The 21,192-nt window shown below is 39.9% G+C and carries 20 protein-coding genes; 10 read left to right on the forward strand and 10 right to left on the reverse strand.

All coding sequences use genetic code 11. The annotated features are described in order from the left end of the window. Positions 1-10: 10 nt before the first annotated feature. On the forward strand, positions 11-964 hold the full coding sequence (locus tag QZ488_RS08455; RefSeq protein ID WP_293747539.1) for a GGDEF domain-containing protein: 954 nt from the start codon (positions 11-13) through the stop codon (positions 962-964). 65 nt (positions 965-1,029) lie between these two features. Next, a complete protein-coding gene (locus QZ488_RS08460) occupies positions 1,030-2,379 on the forward strand; it encodes an MFS transporter (RefSeq protein ID WP_293747541.1) in 1,350 nt (449 codons plus the stop codon). 62 nt (positions 2,380-2,441) lie between these two features. Here QZ488_RS08460 and QZ488_RS08465 read toward each other — a convergent pair whose 3' ends face one another. After that, positions 2,442-2,765, reverse strand: coding sequence for a hypothetical protein (locus tag QZ488_RS08465; protein WP_366508995.1), 324 nt, complete (start codon positions 2,763-2,765; stop codon positions 2,442-2,444). A gap of 148 nt (positions 2,766-2,913) precedes the next feature. Then, complete coding sequence (locus QZ488_RS08470) at positions 2,914-3,783, reverse strand: DUF3530 family protein (RefSeq protein WP_293747545.1); 870 nt, start codon at positions 3,781-3,783, stop codon at positions 2,914-2,916. Between the two features lie 193 nt (positions 3,784-3,976). On the opposite strand from QZ488_RS08470, the gene QZ488_RS08475 reads away from it, so the two are divergent. Further along, positions 3,977-4,540 (forward strand): GNAT family N-acetyltransferase, encoded by a 564-nt coding sequence (locus tag QZ488_RS08475; protein ID WP_293747547.1) that lies wholly within the window; start codon positions 3,977-3,979, stop codon positions 4,538-4,540. Between the two features lie 308 nt (positions 4,541-4,848). Here QZ488_RS08475 and rapA read toward each other — a convergent pair whose 3' ends face one another. Next, positions 4,849-7,683: an RNA polymerase-associated protein RapA gene (gene rapA, locus QZ488_RS08480; RefSeq protein ID WP_293747563.1), complete on the reverse strand. Its 2,835-nt coding sequence runs from the start codon at positions 7,681-7,683 to the stop codon at positions 4,849-4,851. Positions 7,684-7,991: 308 nt separating this feature from the next. On the opposite strand from rapA, the gene QZ488_RS08485 reads away from it, so the two are divergent. The 6 genes from QZ488_RS08485 (at position 7,992) to larB (ending at position 14,145) form a co-directional block, all read left to right on the forward strand. Continuing rightward, positions 7,992-9,389: a PhoH family protein gene (locus QZ488_RS08485; RefSeq protein WP_293747565.1), complete on the forward strand. Its 1,398-nt coding sequence runs from the start codon at positions 7,992-7,994 to the stop codon at positions 9,387-9,389. A 264-nt stretch (positions 9,390-9,653) separates the two neighbouring features. After that, a complete protein-coding gene (locus QZ488_RS08490) occupies positions 9,654-10,136 on the forward strand; it encodes a gluconokinase (protein ID WP_293747567.1) in 483 nt (160 codons plus the stop codon). Continuing rightward, positions 10,136-11,425, forward strand: a complete 1,290-nt coding sequence (locus QZ488_RS08495) for a lactate racemase domain-containing protein (protein WP_293747569.1) — start codon at positions 10,136-10,138, stop codon at positions 11,423-11,425. The genes QZ488_RS08490 and QZ488_RS08495 overlap by 1 nt, the downstream gene beginning before the upstream one ends. 39 nt (positions 11,426-11,464) lie before the next feature. Beyond that, the gene (locus QZ488_RS08500) at positions 11,465-12,676 is read left to right on the forward strand and encodes a LarC family nickel insertion protein (protein ID WP_293747571.1); all 1,212 of its coding nucleotides are present in this window, start codon (positions 11,465-11,467) and stop codon (positions 12,674-12,676) included. 4 nt (positions 12,677-12,680) lie between these two features. Then, positions 12,681-13,493, forward strand: a complete 813-nt coding sequence (locus QZ488_RS08505; protein ID WP_293747573.1) for an asparagine synthase-related protein — start codon at positions 12,681-12,683, stop codon at positions 13,491-13,493. After that, positions 13,486-14,145: a nickel pincer cofactor biosynthesis protein LarB gene (larB, locus tag QZ488_RS08510; RefSeq protein WP_293747575.1), complete on the forward strand. Its 660-nt coding sequence runs from the start codon at positions 13,486-13,488 to the stop codon at positions 14,143-14,145. The genes QZ488_RS08505 and larB overlap by 8 nt, the downstream gene beginning before the upstream one ends. 44 nt (positions 14,146-14,189) lie before the next feature. Here larB and QZ488_RS08515 read toward each other — a convergent pair whose 3' ends face one another. The 3 genes from QZ488_RS08515 to QZ488_RS08525 all read right to left on the reverse strand — a co-directional run bounded on the left by QZ488_RS08515 (position 14,190) and on the right by QZ488_RS08525 (position 16,292). Continuing rightward, positions 14,190-15,098, reverse strand: coding sequence for a hypothetical protein (locus QZ488_RS08515; RefSeq protein ID WP_293747577.1), 909 nt, complete (start codon positions 15,096-15,098; stop codon positions 14,190-14,192). Positions 15,099-15,302: 204 nt separating this feature from the next. After that, positions 15,303-15,497 carry a CPXCG motif-containing cysteine-rich protein gene (locus QZ488_RS08520; protein ID WP_293747579.1) on the reverse strand — a complete coding sequence of 65 codons (195 nt, stop codon included), beginning with the start codon at positions 15,495-15,497 and terminating at the stop codon, positions 15,303-15,305. 135 nt (positions 15,498-15,632) lie between these two features. Next, positions 15,633-16,292: a glutathione S-transferase gene (locus tag QZ488_RS08525; RefSeq protein ID WP_293747581.1), complete on the reverse strand. Its 660-nt coding sequence runs from the start codon at positions 16,290-16,292 to the stop codon at positions 15,633-15,635. A 144-nt stretch (positions 16,293-16,436) separates the two neighbouring features. On the opposite strand from QZ488_RS08525, the gene QZ488_RS08530 reads away from it, so the two are divergent. Then, a complete protein-coding gene (locus tag QZ488_RS08530) occupies positions 16,437-16,874 on the forward strand; it encodes a DUF3010 family protein (RefSeq protein ID WP_293747583.1) in 438 nt (145 codons plus the stop codon). 276 nt (positions 16,875-17,150) lie between these two features. On the opposite strand, the gene QZ488_RS08535 is transcribed toward QZ488_RS08530, so the two are convergent. From QZ488_RS08535 to QZ488_RS08550, 4 genes are all read right to left on the reverse strand, one after another. Next, positions 17,151-17,543 carry a hypothetical protein gene (locus tag QZ488_RS08535; protein WP_293747585.1) on the reverse strand — a complete coding sequence of 131 codons (393 nt, stop codon included), beginning with the start codon at positions 17,541-17,543 and terminating at the stop codon, positions 17,151-17,153. A 503-nt stretch (positions 17,544-18,046) separates the two neighbouring features. Beyond that, positions 18,047-19,888 carry a choice-of-anchor I family protein gene (locus tag QZ488_RS08540; RefSeq protein WP_293747587.1) on the reverse strand — a complete coding sequence of 614 codons (1,842 nt, stop codon included), beginning with the start codon at positions 19,886-19,888 and terminating at the stop codon, positions 18,047-18,049. Between the two features lie 92 nt (positions 19,889-19,980). Beyond that, positions 19,981-20,724, reverse strand: a complete 744-nt coding sequence (locus QZ488_RS08545; RefSeq protein WP_293747589.1) for a phytanoyl-CoA dioxygenase family protein — start codon at positions 20,722-20,724, stop codon at positions 19,981-19,983. After that, positions 20,724-21,191, reverse strand: a complete 468-nt coding sequence (locus QZ488_RS08550) for a Rid family detoxifying hydrolase (protein WP_293747591.1) — start codon at positions 21,189-21,191, stop codon at positions 20,724-20,726. Before QZ488_RS08550 ends, QZ488_RS08545 begins: the two co-directional genes overlap by 1 nt. Position 21,192: the final 1 nt, after the last annotated feature.

The raw sequence follows: 21,192 nt of genomic DNA on the forward strand, positions 1-21,192 counted from the left end.
GTCCAATTTTATGGCAGTTGATAGCAGTTTGGCGGAAATGCATTGGAAACACGACCTCCTTGGTTCGATTGAGGTGGGGATCGTTGTATTAGATAAAAAATTTAATGTGCAGGTCTGGAACCAGTTTATGGAAAATCACAGCAGCATAGTGCCTGGGATGATCCAAGATAAAAATATTTTTGAGTTTTTTCCTGAAATTGACAAAGAGTGGTTTACTCGTAAAGCCGCACCGGCATTTTCTTTGAAGAGTCCGGTTTTTATTATTTGGGAACAACGTCCTTATTTATTTCATTTTGACTGCAATCGCCCTATTACTTCTCAAGCAAATCATATGTACCAAAATATTACGATCTTCCCGCTGGCGTCGTTGACGGGAAAGGTAGAGCAGGTATGTTTGGTCATATATGATGTAACTGATGAAGCAGTAAGCCGGTTGGGCATGCAATCACTCAATCATCAGTTAGAAGAAATTGGCCGAGTTGATGGCCTGACGGGACTTTACAATAGACGTTTCTGGGAAGAACAGTTTGTTATGGAGTTCAAGCGAGATCAGCGCAGTGAAAGCCCATCTGTACTAATTATGTTAGATATCGATCATTTTAAAAAAGTGAATGATACTTATGGTCACCTTGCAGGTGACGAAGTGATTAAAGCGTTGGCTGGGATCATTAAAAAAGCCACCAGAGAAACGGATATTGCTGGTCGTTACGGTGGTGAAGAGTTTGCCATTATTTTGCCAGATACGCCTGTGGCTAATGTAGAGTTTGTTTCTGAGCGTATTCGTCGTATGGTTGAGAAGTGCACAGTAGTTTATGATGAGATAGAGATATCATTCACCATCAGTATCGGTATTGCTGGTTTTAAACAAACCCATAAAGACAGTACTCAATGGTTAGACTCAGCGGACAAAGCCTTATACAAAGCAAAAGAGTCAGGGCGAAATCAAGTTGTAGTTGCTGAGTAAGCTTTTGTTGAAGAAAGTTGTTAGACGTGATCAAATAGCGGTCTAACTTCCTTTCAATCGATACTGTGCATCCTACATTCAAAAGTACCTTACTTTGTTATCGTGACAAACGCCTCTTATTCATTTTTATCTTCGGCATTGCCAGTGGTTTCCCGTGGGTAATGATAGGTTCTGCTTTATCTGCATGGTTGCAGGAATCGGGTCTTAGCCGTTCATCAATAGGTTTGTTTGGTTCAATAACCATCGCCTATTCAATTAATTTCCTATGGTCTCCTTTATTGGATAGGGTAAAACCTCCTTTTCTAGGGCAGCGTAGAGGTTGGATCTTACTGACCCAGCTATTCATTATTTTGGCGTGTATTGGCTTAGCCGTTATTCCAGTAGAAAAAGAGTTACTTTTAGCCGGTTTGATAGGGTTTTCGATTGCTCTGTTTTCTGCGACCCAAGATATTGCTATTGATGCATACCGTATTGATATCATTAAACCTGATGAGAAAGACAAACTTGCTGCAGCTTCAGCTATGGCTACAGCAGGCTGGTGGACTGGTTTTGGTGGACTTGGTTCTATCCCATTTTTTATTGCTGATCTACCAAATTGGGAGTGGTCAGAAATTTATTATGTGTTAGCGGCGATAATGGCGGTTATGTCGGTGATTGTGTTAATAGCTAAAGAGCCAGTAACGGACAGGCTTGAAAAACAACAACTTGCTGAAAAGGCCTATGCTAAGTGGCAAGCTATTGAAGGTGTCGCTCTGACTTCAAGTCAAAAAGTGGCTAATTGGCTGCTGGTTACTTTAGTGGAGCCTTTTCGTGATTTCTTTAATCGCAATGGCTTTAAGTTAGCGATGTCCATTTTGTTATTTATTTTCTTATTTAAAATGGGAGAGGCATTTCTAGGTCGTATGAGTATCGTCTTTTATAAAGAGATCGGTTTCACAAATACTGAGATTGGTAGTCTTTCTAAGTTACTTAATTGGTGGGTAACAATAGTGTTTGCCATTATCGGAGGCATGGTCAATATTCGTTACGGTATTTATCGTGGACTTATGATTAGTGGGATTGCAATGGCATCTAGTAATTTGATGTTTGCACTCATGGCGAGTGTGGGACCAGACAAAATGTTGTTTGTAGCAACAATATTTGTTGATGGTTTCACCGCTGCGTGGGGTTCAGTTGCACTCGTTGCCTTTATATCTCTGTTATGTAATCAAGCCTTTTCGGCCTCTCAATATGCCCTTATGGCGTCCTTAGGGGTATTGGGTAGAACGTTTATGGCATCGAGTAGTGGTTTCCTTGTGGATTGGATGGACGGAAATTGGTCTGCCTTTTTTATATTGACGGCATTAATGGTTATACCCAGTTTGTTATTTCTGTGGTTAATAAGAGATGACATACACCGCCTAGAAAAAAGATAAAGTTTAGTAGCGTGCCGTTTGGGGTATTAAAACAGGGTATTGATAGGCAAAATTAAAGAAAACTAAGGCCTTATTCCAATACAGTCCAAAGGTAACGGATAGCTGCCTTCGCTTTCTAGGCAGTCTAGGCAAGTTTCTAGCTCACCTCTTAAGTACGGATCTTCAATAAGTGTGCGCTGAGGCCAGTAGTGTACTTGATGTAATATATGCCAAAACACTTGTTCTGTTTTTTCGTAGGGTAGATTCTTGCCTCTTTTTATTTGCGCCCATTCCTCCATCGTATCCCAAAAAAACAAATCCACTTCTGAATAAGGAATTTTGCGTTGCAAAAATCCTCTGACAAAATAGGCCAGTTGTTTGGATTTGTGTTGTACGAAATTGTTCACTGTGGACACTAATAAAAACCGTCTAGTTCAATGTTGATTACTTTGCTCAAGTATAGCTAGAATTTTTATTTTTACAGAGATTAGATACGATTATTTTGAATAAGAAGTATTTGCATGTAACTATTTAACGTTCATACGCTAAAATCAACTACCAGCCCATGTGGCTTATCCATCCATATATTTCTTTACCAATATAGGCATTTTGTTGCAAATGCATATTAAATCCGAGTAACTCTCGTTGTCGGTATTGTAGTTTTAATGCTTTGATTGCTGCAATTTCACGCAGTGCAACTGTCTTTTGTGCCCAGCCATTATCCCAGCCACTATACAAATCCAATACAGGCATTGGGGTGTTGGCAATCCATTCTGGCAAGCGCATATTATGTTTTCTGTCTGGCCAATAGGGACTGATAGCAACAAATGCGTCAGGGATATCTAATTGCTTCTCAGCATAAATTTTACTTAGCCAAGCGGCGCTTGTGCCTTTGCTAATGACTAAAAAAAAGCCTGGGTATTCTTGGGATTTTTCTAGCACAGCCTGTAGAAGAGAGATCAGTTGTTGTTCGTGTTGCAAAAACGCTTGGTCGTCTATCGTGGTAACTGCAGATTTGCTGATGTCTACATCTTCTACTGGTGCACTGGGAATAGGAGCTGCAGTATCATCATCAGCTACATCAGCTACATCAGCTACATCAGCTACATCAGCCACATCAGCTGCAGCTTCCGCAGTTTCATCTTCAGTGTTAGTTGCATCTTGAGCTATAGCCGGAATAAAACCGGTTTCAGGCGCGGGTAATAAAATAGTAACCCAGCCAATTTTGTTCAACTCATCGGCTAGTGCGGTGAAGCCTTCTTGGCCTGCTATGGGTATGCCGGTATCAGCGACCATAACCGCTACTCCCCGAGTAATGGCGGTGGTATTTTCTTTTAATATATAAATGACTTGCTGATCATCAATCGTAAAGCTTTGGTAGGCGTCAGAAAATACCCCACGCTGAATGTCCAATCTTTTTAGCAATTGGTTATCTGGAGCCGCTAGAATGGGCAAACACAGAAAGGTGAAAAAAAAGAAATTCAGAAATTTAATAACGTTGATTGCTCAAAATGGTATCTCAATTAGAGTATCGGAAAGTATTAAGCAGTTCTTTAATTTTGCACTAATCTTTATTTCGTTAATAATGGGTTAACTTACATTTTTTATCAGAGGTTTGATGTCTAATCTTGATTTTCCAAATATAGAAACTCCGCGATTGGTACTTAATAGACTTACAGAGGATGATCGCGAATCTCTGTTCGCTATATTTTCTGATCCTAAAATTATCGAGCACTATGATGTAGAGCGCTTTAAAAAGATTGAAGAAGCGGATCGACTCATCGAATATTTTGATGCTCGATTTGACAGTAATACTGGAATTCGTTGGGCCATTCGCGATAAATCCACTGGTGCATTTTTAGGGACTTGCGGTTTTACCAATTGGAACGAGTTTGATCACAGTGCTGTGGTGGGATACGAGTTATCCAAAGAATTTTGGGGTAAGGGGTATGCAACAGAAGCAGTAGGTGCAATTGTAAACTTTATTTTTGCCGACAGTTTTCATTTTTACGTACATCGTGTTGAAGCACTTATCTTACCGAGTAACAAACCGTCAGAAACATTAGTCAAAAGCTTGGGGTTTCGTTTAGAAGGGACATTGCGCGGAAAATGTTACTGGAATGATGATTTCCACGATATGAATATGTTTGGAATATTACGTAATGAACAAAAACAGTCATAACCTTAAAGCGACTGTGTTACCTGATAAAAAGACCTTAGATTCAAAACCAACGTTTTGTTGGCGGCGGGACGACGAAAACTTAGAAACATTGCATGTTAGTTAAGTCTATTTGCCATCTGTAATGCTTGGTCACGAGCATACAGACCGTCACCTATGAAAATGTGATGCACACTTAATATAAATCCTCTGAGTTGATGTGAGCGACCCGTAACGGGTTTAAGGTCTAGCCTATTTATGTCAATACTTCGTTCGAGTACTCGCCATTGTGTTGACGCTTTTTTACTCCGTCAGGATCGCTACATCATTGCCTACTGAGGGTTGTTCACAATTAACCTGACGGCTTCGAGATTGAGTTTCGCTTGACTCATTATCTGCACAAGGCTCTCGATTTGATTGGCCACATGTTCAATCTCTTCATCACGAATAGCTGGATTCACTTTTTGTAGATTTTGCAACCTGGCTAATTCAGTACCTAATAATTCTTGCATTTGACTTACTCGAGCAGTTTTAACTGTTTCTGCTTTACGTTCGGCCTGTTGTTGGGCATTTTCCAAACATTCTTCGACTTTGGTTTTTAAGGCATTGATCAGCTGATTACCCATTTTCGGTAATACTGCTTCCAGTTGAATAAAGTGTTTGTCGACTAATTGAGAGTTAGCATCAATACATATTTTTACCGGAGTGGGTGGTAAAAATCGTGACAGCTGTAAACCTGGTGCCGCTTTAGCAGAAAGAACGAATAGGCATTCTAGCCAATACGCACCGGCGGGTTTGCTTTTATCGCGACAGAAAGCGATAGAGCTTTTGCCAATTATGTCCGTGGTCAACATATCCATAGCATGATGGATCATTGGGTGATCCCAACTTAGGAAGGTAACATGCTCCAAAAGGGTTGCTGTTGTGCGTTCATAGGTAATGGTCATGCCTTCCTCGTCCAAACCCGGCAGAGGGCTAATCATGGTTTCGGTAGGACGTAATAAATAGCAGCTTTCGCCATGATCTTCTTGTAACAAACCAATGGCATCGAATAGCCGAGTCATAAATAGCTCAAGTTTGGGTGACTGTTCTGCCTGTAAAATTTGATCTAAAAGACCATCGATTCGCCCTTTACCTGATGAATTCAGCTCAAGCAATTTGTCTCTACCTTGTTCAAGTTTTAACTTGAGTTCACGGTGCAAACTGGCTGTTTGGTTGATTAAATTTTCAGATTTAGGGATATCTCTGGGCTCTTGAATGCAGGCATGCAACATTTCTTGGGTTTCTTCATAAACAATCATGCCAGTAGGGCATGTATGTTCGAATGCGCCTAATCCTTGGTGATACCAATCCAGTAGCACTTGTTGTGCACTCATATCAAAATAAGGCACATGAATACAAACGTCGTGTTTTTGTCCAATACGGTCGAGGCGACCTATTCGCTGTTCTAAAAGATCAGGCACTAAAGGTAAATCAAATAAAACCAAGTGATGTGCAAATTGGAAATTACGCCCTTCACTGCCTATTTCACTACATATCAGCACCTGAGCACCGTCTTCTAATTGGGCAAAATAGTTGGCGGCTCTATCCCGCTCAACAATGCCCATTCCCTCATGAAATACAGTTGAACGAGCACCAGCTTTTACACGTAACGCCTCTGATAATTGCAGCGCAGTACTAGCATTGGCACAAATTGTCAGGACTTTTTCGCCCTTCAATGATTTTAGATGTGCAATAAACCAGTCGACCCTAGGATCGAACTTCATCCAAGTATTCACCACATCTGGGTGTCTTTCTGGAGTCAGTTGTAACTGTAAATTGTTTGGATCTTCTGACAGTAACAAAGAATATTCGATTGGTTGAACTAATGAATAGCCAAATAATTTTCTGTTTGGAAAGCCAGCCACACCGGCGCGGCTGTTTCTAAACAACAATCGCCCAGTACCGTGTTGGTCTAATAACGTATGTAACAGTTTGGTTTTTGTTGCTGGGTTTGCAACATTGATATCTTTTAACATATCAGCTGCTGCAAACTGACTAATAGCGTGAATATTTTCGTCGCTAAGTCGTTCGCCGCTTAGTAAAGGACCTATGGCACTGGCTAATTGACTGTACTGTTTTTCTTCACTAACAAAACTTTTGTAGTCATGAAAACGTGCAGGGTCGAGCAGTCTAAGTCTAGCGAAATGGCTTTCATGGCCGAGTTGGTCAGGCGTAGCAGTAAGTAGCAATACACCTTTGGTGACATTGGCTAAGCCTTCTATAACTTGATATTCCTGAGACGGCTGCCCCTCAGACCAAATTAAATGATGCGCCTCATCTACTACCATTAAGTCCCATTCAGCCTCTAAAGCTTGTTGATAATAACGGCTGTTGTGAGTTAAAAAATCGAGACTACATATAATCAGTTGTTCAGCTTCAAATGGATTACCAGAGTCTTCTGACATAGCTTCGCAACGTTCTTCATCAAACACTGAAAAGGCTAAATTCACCCTACGCAACATTTCCACTAGCCATTGGTGCACCAAACTCGAAGGTACAACGATTAACACCCGCTGCGCTCTAGCGGTTAACAATTGCTGGTGGATAATTAACGCCGCTTCAATGGTTTTACCTAAACCCACTTCGTCAGCCAGTAATACTCTCGGAGCATGACGTCCACCTACTTCAGAGGCAATATGTAGTTGATGTGGAATAAGATCGACTCTGGCTCCAACGAATCCTAAAAGCGAAGAGGTACTGTGTTCGAATTGGTGGGATAGGCATTGTTCACGTAAGTCAAACCACTTAGGGTCGTCGAATTGACCATTCAATAATCTCTTTTCAGGTTGGTTCAGTTGGAAATCGTGGTCGATAAAAGTTTCTTTAAGAGTAACAGCTTGGTTATTGTCAATTCGATGCCCGATATAGATAAGTTGGTTATCTTTTTCCTGTACTTGCTCTACCAGTAACTCCCAGCCTTCGTGACTTTTTACGTTATCGCCAATCTCAAACTCTATTCGGGTTAAAGGAGCCGTTTGGGCAGCGTATACCCGGCTTTCTCCAGTGGCTGGATATAGCACCGTAACCGTGCGTGCTTCAATTACTACAATAGTACCTAGGCCTAAATCAGTTTCTGTATCGCTGATCCAGCGTTGCCCCAAGGCAAAATATTGTTGCTTAGCCATTGTTTTATCCTTACCTATGAAATTACTACGGTGAATGCGCGCTGAGCTACTCGTTTTAAACGCGGCGCGCATTGTAGCAAAAATTTAATATGTATACCCAAACCAGCTCAAAATGACTGATTCAGCGGGAGTTTAAAGTAGTTTAGGTAATCATCTACTTTAAAAGTAGATGATTACCTAAAGAAAGTGTTTTATTGTGGGTTGGTAAACCTGTAGTTAAGTATGTTTTGAGCAAAAGTGTTTACTACTAGGGCAAAAGCATGATTTAGCTGGCAGGTACTTTATTCTAAGTCCTTCAGGAGCGCCGGATGCCAAGAAAAGAAGCAGTAAGTTCAAAAATTTACGTTTTAGACACCAATATTCTCCTACACGAACCACTCGCCTTTTTGTCCTTTAAAGAAAACGACGTTGTTGTTCCTATGACTGTGCTTGAAGAGCTGGATTATATTAAAGACAGCAAAAAAGACGTGGCTAGGGATGCTCGTGTCTCTATTCGAGCAATGGAGGATTTGCTTCACGACGCCACACCAGAAGAGTTGATGCAAGGTGTATCAATGCAGGGCATGGTCGCTGGAGAAGCAGCGCCTACAGGTAGCTTGTCTATTTTTGTTGACCATGGCATGCCAGTCTCGCAACAAGTTTTCACGAGTAACGAAAACGATAACCGAATAATTAATAGCGCCCTGCATTTACAAAAATCTCAACATTCGAAACAAGTAGTATTAGTCACCAAAGATATCAATATGCGATTAAAAGCCAAGGGTGCTGGTTTGGCTCATGTTGAGGATTACCGTACCGATCAGATGGTCACCGACATTAAATATTTGTCTAAAGGCTACCATCACTTTTCTGGTGATTTTTGGGATGAAGTGAAGTCAGTAGACAGTCGAACGGAAGGTCGAGACACCATTCATACTATTGAACGTAAAGTCTTACCAGAAGCTTACGTAAATGAATATTTATTAGATGACAGCCAGCATTTCGCCGGTTTAGTTGAGTCTGTTAGCAGCGATCATTTGGACGTTTTAGACTTAGGTTACGAACGCCTCATGGGGCGCAGAGCATGGGGAATTACCCCAAAAAATATCGGTCAAGCAATGGGCTTTCATTCCTTACTCGACCCACATATTGATTTAGTCATCCTTACTGGGCCAGCTGGCAGTGGAAAAACACTCTTGGCTCTGGCAGCAGCACTAGAAATGGTGGTTGAGAAAAATATGTACGACAAAATCATAGTCACCAGAAGTACCCCGGAAATTGCTGAATCCATTGGTTTTCTGCCCGGCACAGAAGAAGAAAAAATGGCACCTTGGCTTGCCGCTATTACCGACAGTTTGGAGGTACTACATAAAAACGATGAAAATGTGAAAGGCTCAATGAGCTACATCATGGAAAAAGCCAATATTCAGTTTAAATCAGTCAATTTCATGCGTGGTCGTAGTATTCAAAATGCCATTGTTATTTTAGACGAGTCACAAAACTTAACGGCCTCACAATTAAAAACTATCATTACCCGTTGTGGTGAAGGCACTAAGTTAATTTGTAGTGGCAATTTGGCGCAAATTGACAGTAATTACCTGTCTGCCGTCACATCGGGTTTAACTTACATAGTTGAAAAATTTAAGAACTTTTCTGGCAGTGCAACAATCAACCTAGATGGTGTTGTGCGCAGTAGATTGGCAGAATTTGCTGAAGAGCAATTATAGTTATTAGGTTAGAAATCCGCCATTAAACTACTTTAGTTGAAGGTGGTTTCTAGCTGATTTCTCGACAGTAATTGTCAGTTGTGCGCCAGTCAAAATTCCAGTTAGACAAATTACTCGTCTGTTAAAGTCTTTATCAATCGCCATGAACTGCTTATTGATGGTCATAACTTATATTCAGATGATTAGTGAGAATTGACCAATTTTTTTGAAATTACAGTAGTGTTATCGCCGTGAACAGCAGTAATAAAGCGTGAGAGAATTTGTATGATATATATCGTAATGGGCGTAAGTGGTTGTGGTAAATCAACAGTCGGAAAGCTGCTTGGTGAAAAGTTGTGTATACCTTTTTATGACGCCGATGATTACCATTTCCCAGAGAATATTAAAAAAATGGAAAGTGGTATCCCGTTAACCGATGAAGATCGCAAACCATGGTTAACATTATTGGCTGATAAAATTAAATTGTGGGAAGCAACTGGTGGCGCTGTATTAGCTTGTTCATCATTAAAGCAAATTTATCGAGATTACTTGTCATCGACCACAACGGATGTGGTCAAGTTTATCTACTTAAAAGGAGATAAGGCATTATTACACTCTCGCTTAAACAGCAGAGAATCACATTTTATGCCTGATACCTTATTAGATAGCCAACTTCAAACTTTAGAGCCTCCTGTTGATGCCATCACAATCTCAATTGAACATCCTTTAGATGTAATGCTCTCGCAAATTTTACAGGAAGTTAGCTAGTGGCTTATCCAATACACAGAGTTGATACTGAAAACACTCTATCTGATGATGATTTGATGAAAATCATTGATGACTTTATTGCACAAAAGGCTAATAAAGCAAAACGTATATTGATTCTTCCACCTGATATTACGCGATTTTATTCAAAGGCTGGGTTTATTACTGCTTACCTTTATAAACAATTAAAAGACCAAGCTGAAATCTTTTTTTTACCGGCTTTAGGTACCCATGAACCTATGTCAGATAAAGAAATAGATGGCATGTTTGGCACTGACATTCCTAAGGAATTATTTCTGCCACATTTTTGGCGTACCGATGTGGTAAAACTTGGTGAAATACCGGCAGAAAGAATTGCCGAGTTGTCAGATAATAAATTAAATTATTCAATGGAAGTAGCAGTCAACAAATTACTGCTAGATCCAAAGTGGGATCTGATTATTTCTGTTGGGCAAATAGTGCCCCATGAAGTTATTGGTATGGCTAATTACACCAAAAATATATTAGTAGGAATTGGTGGTGAAGACACCATACATAAGTCGCACTTTTTAGGCGCGGTATATGGCATGGAACGTATTATGGGCCGTACCTATACTCCGGTTCGTAAAGCGCTAAACGAAGGCTTTGACAAGTATCTTCGTCACCTACCAATAGAATTTATTCTGACGGTATTAGGCAAGAAAAATGGCAAACTCGCGCTACAAGGTGTGTTTTGTGGTAATCAAGATGATACTTATGAAGAAGCCTGTAAGTTAAGCCAACAATTAAACTTAAATCTTTTAGATAAGCCAATTAAAAAAGCCATAGTGTTTTTAGAGCCAGCTGAATTCAAAACCACTTGGCTAGGCAATAAGGCCATTTACAGAACACGTATGGCTATGGCTGATGACGGCGAATTAATCATACTCGCACCAGGTTTACATCGCTTTGGTGAAGACCTTGAAATTGACCAATTAATACGTAAATACGGCTATAAAACCACAGATGAAACCCTAGCTGCGGTTAATGAAAATGAGGAACTAGAAAAAAATTTGTCAGCGGCAGCGCATTTAATTCATGGCTCTGCGGACAATCGCTTCACCGTGACTTATTGTCCCGATGACGGAGTAAGCAAAGAAGAAATTGAATCAGTTAATTATCAATACTGTCATTATAAAGACATGCTCAAACGTTACCCAATTGAAAAAATGGAAAATGGCTGGAATACGCTTGAGGACGGAGAAGAGGTATTTTATGTCAGTAATCCTGCATTAGGTTTATGGACAACCAAAGAAAACTTTAAGAATGCATAATGACGTTGTTTCTTCGCTTAATCCCAGTGGTATAAATTTATGACTTTGCAGCGTAAAAATTCACATATTCATCTAGATATTGTTGGTGGCATTGCTGGTGATATGTTTATTTCAGCAATGTTAGATACGTTTAAACAGTTGCAATCGGAAGTCCTTAATTCAGTTACCGCAGTGTTACCTGAAGAAGCGGGCTTTGCAGAATTATCTCAAGGCATAAATTCAGGCATTAGTGGATTGCGTTTTCACTTAAAACCACAAACTACAGAGCACCACGCACATACTCACAAGCATGAACACACCCATCAGCATACAACCTATAAGTATCTTTGTGAGTTCTTAAGAAAAAGCTCGCTTGATGTGTGTGTCATACAAGCGTCGATTGAGCTACTAACCATTATTGCCAAGGCGGAAGCCAAAATACATGGAAAAACCTTAGATGACGTACACTTTCATGAATTAGCTGATTGGGATTCTTTGATGGATGTTGTCGCTAGTGCCACCATTTTATGTGCACTTTCGTTAAGCTCATGGAGTATTTCAAAATTACCACTGGGTGGTGGTTTGGTAAAAACTCAGCATGGACTTATTCCTGTGCCCGCACCGGCAACTGCAGAAATGTTGATTAGTTTTGAATTTTTTGATGATGGCATTCAAGGTGAACGTATTACGCCAACAGGTGCGGCTATTTTACGTTATCTATCAGACAAAAAATTATTAACTCAGCCACAACAAGGACATTTAGAAACAACAGGTTATGGTTTAGGCACTAAAGTATTTCCGGGTATGCCTAACATCTTACGCGCCATGTTTTTTGATACTCAGAAAAATACTACAGAACATCAGAGTACAGTGGTATTAATTGAGTTTGATGTGGATGATATGACTTCTGAAGAGTTAGCATTATCACTTGATTTACTAAGAGAGTTTAATGGTGTTGTTGATGTCGTTGTTCAAACTGCTAGAGGCAAGAAAAATAGAGCCGTTGAATTAGTGCGTATTTTGGCTTCGACAGATAATTATCAAAATGTTATCGATTATTGTTTTCTACAAACGAGCACTATAGGTTTGCGTTATCGTTTCGAAACAAGGCGATCTCTTACCAGAGAACTTCACGATATTGATGGCGATGTGTATAAAAGTGTTACCCGCCCTGATGGTAGTCAAACGAAAAAAATAGAACATGATCAACTCACGTCTTTGTCCACTTTGCAGCAGCGGCGCATGAAGAAAAATCAGATCGAGTCATCTTAACCATATGAAAGATAAACAGCCCCTAGTACAAGTCAAAAAACTAGTTGGATACCTTGACCAATTTGAAGATTTTTCTATTGCTGTAAGCGGTGGCATTGACAGTATGTTACTCGCTTACATTGCCAACAGATTTTCCAAGGCTAATGTAAAAACAGTACACGCCTACTCACCAGCAGTACCAGAAGCTGCGTTTGAGCGAGTCAAAGAACATGCCCAGCTTCACCAATGGGACTTGCACATTATCAATGCTCGAGAGTTTGATGATCCTAACTATATAAATAACCCGGTTAATCGATGTTATTTTTGTAAAAGTAATTTGTATGCAAGAATTTCTGAGCACAGCGAAGGTGAGGTGTTTTCAGGCACTAATTTGAATGATCTTGATGATTATAGGCCAGGATTAGAAGCTGCTAAAGAACAAAGTGTTAAACACCCTTATGTGCAAGTGGGAATAGATAAAGCCAGCATATACGTTATAGCAAAACACTTTGGGCTAAGTGAGCTGCATGTTTTACCTGCTCAACCTTGTTTAGCGAGTCGGGTTGAAACAGGTATAAGAATTAACGCTGATGATCTTGGATTTATTAATAAAGTGGAAGAAAAAACCAGAGCCTTTCTGCCCGATAGTAAAAATATTCGTTGCCGTATTACTCATCTAGGCACCTTTCTAGAAATAGATAAATTGCCTGAGACTAATCTTTTTCAACGGTTATCAAACAACCTAAGCAATATGTGCGAACAGGAGGGGCGTATATTTTCAGGAATTAGAGCCTATCAAAAAGGTTCTGCATTTATTAATGGTGTGACCCATGGATAGTTTTGTTTGGGATAAAGACAGAAAATCCCGTACCGGTGTGGCAGAAGCTATTATATGTATCAGTAAAAGCCTGAATGATTTGTGTGACATTATTCAATTTAATTTGAACAATAAAACCGCAGTGTTGTTAACCCGTTTAGAACCAACACAGTGGTTGGCAATGCCCAAAGAGCTAAGCCAACATCTTGATTACGATGAAGGTTCACATACCGCAACGCTTAATTTTGACCATCAAACTGCCAAACAAACTGGAGTGTGCATTGTAACTGCTGGTACTTCAGATTTGCGAGTCGCAAAAGAGGCGCAACGTACCTTAAGTTTTAATGGTTTTGATGCGCCCATTTATGCCGACATTGGCGTCGCAGGTTTGTGGCGATTATTAGATAAAATAGACGACATCAGGCACCATAAAATCATCATCGCTTTAGCGGGTATGGAAGGCGCTTTATTCAGTGTGCTTGCAGGCCTTGTTAGCGCGCCTGTTATTGCGGTTCCTACATCGGTTGGTTACGGTGTTTCATCTAGTGGAAAGGTGGCACTAGATAGTGCCTTAGCATCTTGTTCACCGGGGATATTAACCGTTAATATTGATAATGGTTTTGGTGCTGCAAATGCGGCAATTAAAATCATGACGCAATTTTCAACCGCATAAGATGAGTCGTGCTGCTGTAGTTTAGTTCTAGTTGGATAAGACCGTTAAAGGATTTCCTCAAGGCTATACATGTTACCTGCTATATCACGAGCACTGCTGTTGGCTATCTCACCTAGAGGAATTTTAGCCGGGCCTGTTGGCTCCATTAATAAATAGTCTAGTCCATTAATATCCAAGGTTTGTTCGTTGGTTCTAAAGGGCAGGACAATGCCTAATAAAGCATGGTTAGGCAGGAACACCATGGTCATTTTTACATCCGGCAACAACGAACGTATTAAGCTAGCCATCAATACCGTCTTGCTATCACAGTCTCCTTGGTTATTAGCCACCACAGATAACGGTGGTAAGTAGCCAGCTCCATTAGATGTTAAGCGATTTTTTAACTCATTGTACGGGATGCTCTGCACCCAACTGAGCACTAAATTGACATAAGAACGAGTTTCACTATTGCTAGGAAGTTTGTCATACACAGCCTGTGCTATGGGTAGCAATGCTGCTTGGTTCTCTTTGATATACCGCAAGTGATCGGGTTTTACCGCTTCTTGGCCTAAATATGAACTAAAATGGCTGTAGTAATTTTCTTCAAGGTATTGGTCGAGGGCTTTGTCCTGACTTTGATTCATAGAACGCTGCCACTTATCTAAAAGCTTGTTTGACCTGCTGGTAACTTGAATATGAATTTCCTGCCCTCTACGTTGAATTTGTACTCGGGCTTCTTTTGGATTGATCTTACGGGCGGCTTTATGTAATTCAATATAGACATATTGTTGTGCTAGTTCAGGAATGAATTTTTTATGACTTTGTTTATTAAGTTGGCGTAAGGGTAAGGCGAAGGTTATGTCTCTGCTTAACTCTTTATTATCGGTCCAAGTGTAATTGAAAAACATCTGTTTGTTTTGTTTGGACTTATTAAACACTGATTGCTGTGCAACGCTAGACAGATGAACACTCATAAAGGCTATTAATATCAAAAGCCATCTGATTGAGTTGCGAGGGATCCTGATCATAAATATGATTTTGGCTCATAAAAATTTAGACCCGCTTAGGTTATCACCAACTTAACATAAACAACAATTTGCCTGAGTATGTTATCTGAGCGGGCAATAACCTAGGGTGCTGGTATGAATAGTTTTACCTCCTAATGGTCTATTCGTTGGTTATTCACTGTCAGTGGTGGCAATAATATTAAACTTGTCGTGGATGCCAGCTGTTACAACAATTTCAATAGGTGAACAACACACTCGGCAGTCGATAATTTGTTGCTGATTTAAATCGTTTTCCTCATCAATTTCAATGTCGTTGGTGACCATGCAATAGGGGCAACTGAATTCTGCAATTGAGGTTAGAGTCATTTTTTCTTCCTTAAAAAAGCATTACTTAAATTAGGGTCTGTATAATTTTTATAAATACTGCGAACTGTAAAAACGATACAAACCTTAAACATCTATTAAAAGCGTAGCTTACAAATTGCTCCTTTGTTTCAAACTTTAACTGAAACTAGCGATATATTTTTTGAATTCCACATTGGCGGTTTTTCTATCTTGTGCAATTTGTTTCACATCTTCTCGCTGATTTAAGGTCGCCATTAATTGTTTAGCGCCGGGCGCCATATCAAATAAATCAATATTAAATAACGTGTCAGCAACCACTGCAGCTAAATCAGCACTATATAGAAACACTATATCTGCTGCTGTCAGTTGTTCACCTGCAAGATAAGGGCTGAAATGGGCGCAACGAGCTAACCCTTCGATGCCTTTACACAAAGCACGTTTGACTTCTTTTTTAGTCAGATCGTCGACCTTTTGTCCAAAAAACACTTCAGGATGGCAACGTCTGGCGGGTAATTCTAAGTATAACTCTGCCATTTTGACCAATTCTCTGATCTTGGCTTTTTCAAATGCATTGCCTGGGTATAAAGGTTTGTCAGGATAAGCGTCGTCTAGATATTCAAGAATGACGTTAGTTTCAATCAAAACGCCCTGTTCAGTCTCTAAGGCTGGAACTTTGCCCATCGGGCTTTTACCCAAATATTCAGCGGTTTGATTGGGATACAGAACCACTGTTTTATATTCAACTTCTTTAATGGCTAAAGCCAGTTTGATCATATTGAAGTAGTTACTAACGGCAAAACCATACAGAGTTAACATTTAGATTCCTTTGATTTATTGAGTGCTTGCGTATGTTGTTACAACTGGGCAATTCACTCAACATCGTTTTATTGATGTATTGCTATCACTGATTTTTTGGAATTAAGTTATAATCCCCACAATCAAATTTAAGGGTAGGGTGTTATGCGTGTAATCGGTGTTGAATTAAGTGGTAATGATGCAAATGTATGTTTGTTATCTTTGGCTGAAGAAGTATTCCAAATTCCTGATTGCCGTACGCGCAAACTATCATTGCCCAAAGACGCAAAGGCCAAAGACTTACGTTATTTTCAAAAAACCTTTGGGCAATTAGTACAAGATTACAAAGTTGACCAAATTGTTATTCGTCAACGTCCGATGAAAGGCAAATTTGCTGGTGGTGCCGTAGGTTTTAAACTAGAAGCTGCCTTAGAGTTATTGAATGATGTTGAAGTGATAGTGATGACTCCCACTGCGATAAAAGAATCATTAAAGCGTAATCCCGTGTTAGTGCCAATGCCTGATACAGGTTTAAAAATGTTTCAAGAAGTGGCTTTTAATACCGCCTATGCGTATTTGATGAAAGACAAATACGACCTATAAAAGTAATAAGCTTTTAGTTAGATAAAAAGTCAAAAACGGCGTTATTTGTTGAAATAACGCCGTTTTTTTTATGAACTGTATTGAGCTATCACTATGGCACCCAGCGCTGCCTTTTATCCCTTCTGACTGACTTTGTTAGTATCACCAATCTTTGCTTCGAATAATGCAAGGTAGATAACGCCCAAATAATGGGCAAAATATTGTTGGCTAAAATTAGTGAACGGAGTGAACAAAAAGCCAACTGTATTTTGTCCTTGTTTATTTGCTTGTTAGCTATTAATCACACACAAAAGTTAACAATGATTGTGTTACTACAGGTTGTCTATTTGTATTAATGGAGCTTGGACTAAATGCTCTGCTTTGCAGGCTTTTTGCTACAAGAGAACTAAATGATGTACCAACATTAGATTCGAGTATTTCTACATCAAATACATCCCCATTAGAATCAATTAGGTATTCAGCTTTAATTATTACAGTACTACCAGAAAGAGCTTTCCTTTGCGAGAGACTCATATATTTCAATGGTTGAATGTTATTAGTAGAAAGCCAATAGGTATCTAATTTTTTAGGCGAGATTATTGGTTCAGAAGTTAAATAGGGTGATGTATTTGTTGAAGAACAAGACATCATTAAAAGTGTAATTATAATGATTGAAATAATTTTATGCATGCTTAATCCTTTAATTGATAGCTAACGCTTATTATCGAGCATGTCGTATATGTAACTGCTCGATTTGTATTTTATTATCATTTTTTTCAGTGCTTACCCTTTGATTTAATAGTGTGTTTTCTACTTTTATTTCCGAAAAATAACAGAAAGTTCAAAAAACAAAAGGAGCCTGACTTTAACGCAACTTTTATGCTTCCTATTAAAAACTATGTGAAAAATATTTTCCATCGTTAAATTAATAACTTAGCTGTTTTCTAAAAAACAAAGCGAGCCCTGCAGAATTTACACAATAGGAAGCAACGTTGGCATTGTGTGTCATTGTTTTTATGCATCGGTATGTGCTTGAAAAGACTTCGACCCTTTCATTATTGCGCGAATCTACCCTAGCGCGTTTATCTTATGAGCTGAAATATCTTGCGTTGTACTTGGCAAGATATCCCACTCAATAAGAGATAATACAAACAGCCAAATATAATTTATTGGCTGGCTGCTCAGCTATCAACTTAGTTTTCAGTAATCTGCCACACCGAAACTGTGCCGCTTACTTCATTACCAATAATGACCAAGGCGTTGTCTGTTGGGCTATTGTTTGCGTCAACAAACACCATGCCTTCTGGACCACTGTCGCCTATTAAGTCACCGCCTTCAGTAAGATCTCGGTTAATTACATAATCGACAAATTTAGCATCATAAGGATTGGTTACATCATAAACAAAGATCCCACCTAAACGCTCTAATCCGATAAAAGCGTAAGTTTTATTACCTACTTGTCCGACGGTTAGCGCTTCAGGTTCAGGGCCTTTATTTGCAGAACGAGAGTCGCCCTCATTTTCATCTTTGTTGTTATTGAAAGCACGGCCATGTATAGAAGCAGTAATACGTTCAAAGTCATCACCAGAATCAAATACGGTTAAGCCATTGCTGTCCCAGATAGTAAATGAACGGGCACCGTAGGCATAAAGTGCTTCATATTTTCCATCATTGTTACTGTCACCCAATGTTTTGGTGACAGTTAATCGTCCAAGCGGGTAGGCTGTGAAATCAAAATCTTTTGGATCATCACCGGCTATTGTTTCCAGATTAGATTCCTGTGTATATTCAAGACGTCGCCCTTGGGTTTCGTCGGTATAAGACAAACAGCCATCATCTTCATCAAAATCTTGTCCGCCTGCAGCTAAACAAATGTCTTCATCTTGTTCGCCGTCTGCATTTAACGTATCAAAGAAATATTCTCGTGCATCACCTTCGTTTGCGGTTAATAAAAAGTGAGCGCCTTGCCACTGAAATGACGCGATAGTGTCAGGCATATAAATTCCATAAAGATTGTCATATTTGCCAAAACTCACAAGGCCGTCTTCTATGCCATCTATCTGGTATTCGCTCCAATCTTTAAAACCAAGGCCTATCACTTTTACACTGTTGTCGGTTAAATCCACAATCGCAATACCGTTATTTTCTTGAAGCGTGACATAGGCCATGTCATCAGTGGTGGTGATATATTCAGGCTCTAAGTCTTGTGCAACAGTCGTTGATATTAATGTGCCATTAATGGTGCGCCCAGCAGGATTCGGGAAGTGCATTCCCTGTGCTTCCAAATCCGCTTGTTTACCGTTGTAGCCAGTGAAGTCTAAATTGATAGATGTGTCGCTGGGTATACCATCAACGAATTCGATAACCGAAATCGAACCTTCTGGATCAATATTGTAATCGCCACTTGGCTCACCTTCATTCGCCGTCAATACTTTACTGCCATCTGGTGTGAAGGTGACCATATCGGGTAAATTGCCTACTTCTACCGCTTTTACAAAAGTGGGGGAAGAGTTGTTTAGGCCGTTGTAGAACATTACCAAACTATTTGTGGCTTTATCTTTGGCCGGTATGGCTACAGCCATCCAGTCTCCTGAAACTGCAATGCTGGTTGGGCCCGCTAATACCACGCCATTTTGTACTATAGGCATTACAAGAGCAGTGGATGATAGGTTTTCATTGGACAATGGATTGGCCATGGCTTCTTGGGGCAAAGATGAAGCATCAATTATTTCAATCGTTGGCTCATCAGCTGCGCTATTGATTGCATAAATAGTGTTTGACGCTGGGTGGAATTGAACAATTTCCGCAGCGCCTTCAGGGTTGTTGGGATTGAGTTGAATACGGCCAATCAAGCTTAGGCTGATACCTGCATTGGCATCTTGACCATCACTACCATTTGTCCCAGCAGTACCTTCTAGACCTTGTGGACCAAGCGTACCAGGCTTGCCATCATCACCTTCTAAAAAACAACCGGTTAAAGACAAGTTCATTGCTAAAGCAAGGGCTGAGTATTGCGCGTATTTGATTGCCTGCATCGTATTTTTTCCTGGATATGCCATTAGATTGAAAGCAGCATATGTAAATACGATGACAGTTATGTGATGGGACAATGACAGCTTTATGACATTTACAAAAACAAACTTCTATTTAATCCAGTTAACATTTCTGCTGAAGGTTGGTGTTTAAGCTGAATAAATTCAATGAGTTGTGCAGCAGGTTCGCAATACAAGATATCTAAGGCAAGTCTATTATTTCCATACAAGCCACGATGGATCATATTGGCAGAGAACAACAAAATATCCCCTAGTTGTAATGGTACTTCCTTGCCGCGAGTTAAAGGTTCGCTATTTTTGTGACCGTTTTGTTCCAGTCTGATTTGCACCTCTTCCTCACTATCCCAGTTTATATGGGAGCTAGGTATTAGCTCGACCCCAGGATCGGTGGTAAGAGGAATTCTAACGTGTAACACTTCTGGCCCTGCTAGGGCTAATTTCTGCTCTGCAACAGAAAGATGATATTGCGGGTCGCGATGCCAATAGTTGGCTTGGTTGGAGTGGTATGGGTCGAAGAAAAGTTGTGATCCCATAAAAAGAGGATTAGGAATAACCTGTTTGACTGCGTTTAGTAATTGACTGTTGCTGATCAGTTTAAATATCACTAGTCGTTGTTCGTCAGTTAAATATTGGCCAGAGGTTAAGCCTGAACTATTGATGGCTTTAGCTTGAAAAAACGCCTGATTATCCCTGAGCCATGCTTGGTGGAAAACCTCAACAACCTGTCTAATCGATTTCAGGGCTGTAGGCTCAAAAAAGTGGGGTGATTTTACAAAGCCATTTTTGCTGAACTGTGGATGGATTGGTTTAGCAATCATTAATTACTAAAGGCGCCAATACATTCCACTTCAACACGAGCATTCAGGGCTAAACCATTTGTAGCAAAAGCACTGCGCGCAGGAAAATGTTTAGGGAAATACTCTTTATAGACTTTATTAAAAGTGGCCCACTCTTTTATGTCTGCCAACATAACTGTGCATTTCACCAAGTCGTTCATGCTTAAATTATGGCGAGCTAAACTGCTTTTAATATTATCCATAGTTTGTTTGGTTTCATTTTTAATCCCGCCTTCAATCAGCTTGCTGGAATTCGGTAGGGTGCCTATTTCACCGGATAAAAATAACAAATCGCCTACCCGCACTGCATTTGAAAATGGATAGTTGTTATCAATATTCCGCTGTGATGAAAAGTATTCGATTTGCTCGCCGAACGTTTGCTGCGAAACAAAGAGGCTGATCAATACAGGGAATAAGCATGTTGTTAATCGAAAATTAGTCAGTTTCATT

The sequence above is a fragment of the uncultured Paraglaciecola sp. genome, from assembly GCF_913020055.1.
Taxonomy (GTDB): Bacteria; Pseudomonadota; Gammaproteobacteria; order Enterobacterales; family Alteromonadaceae; genus Paraglaciecola.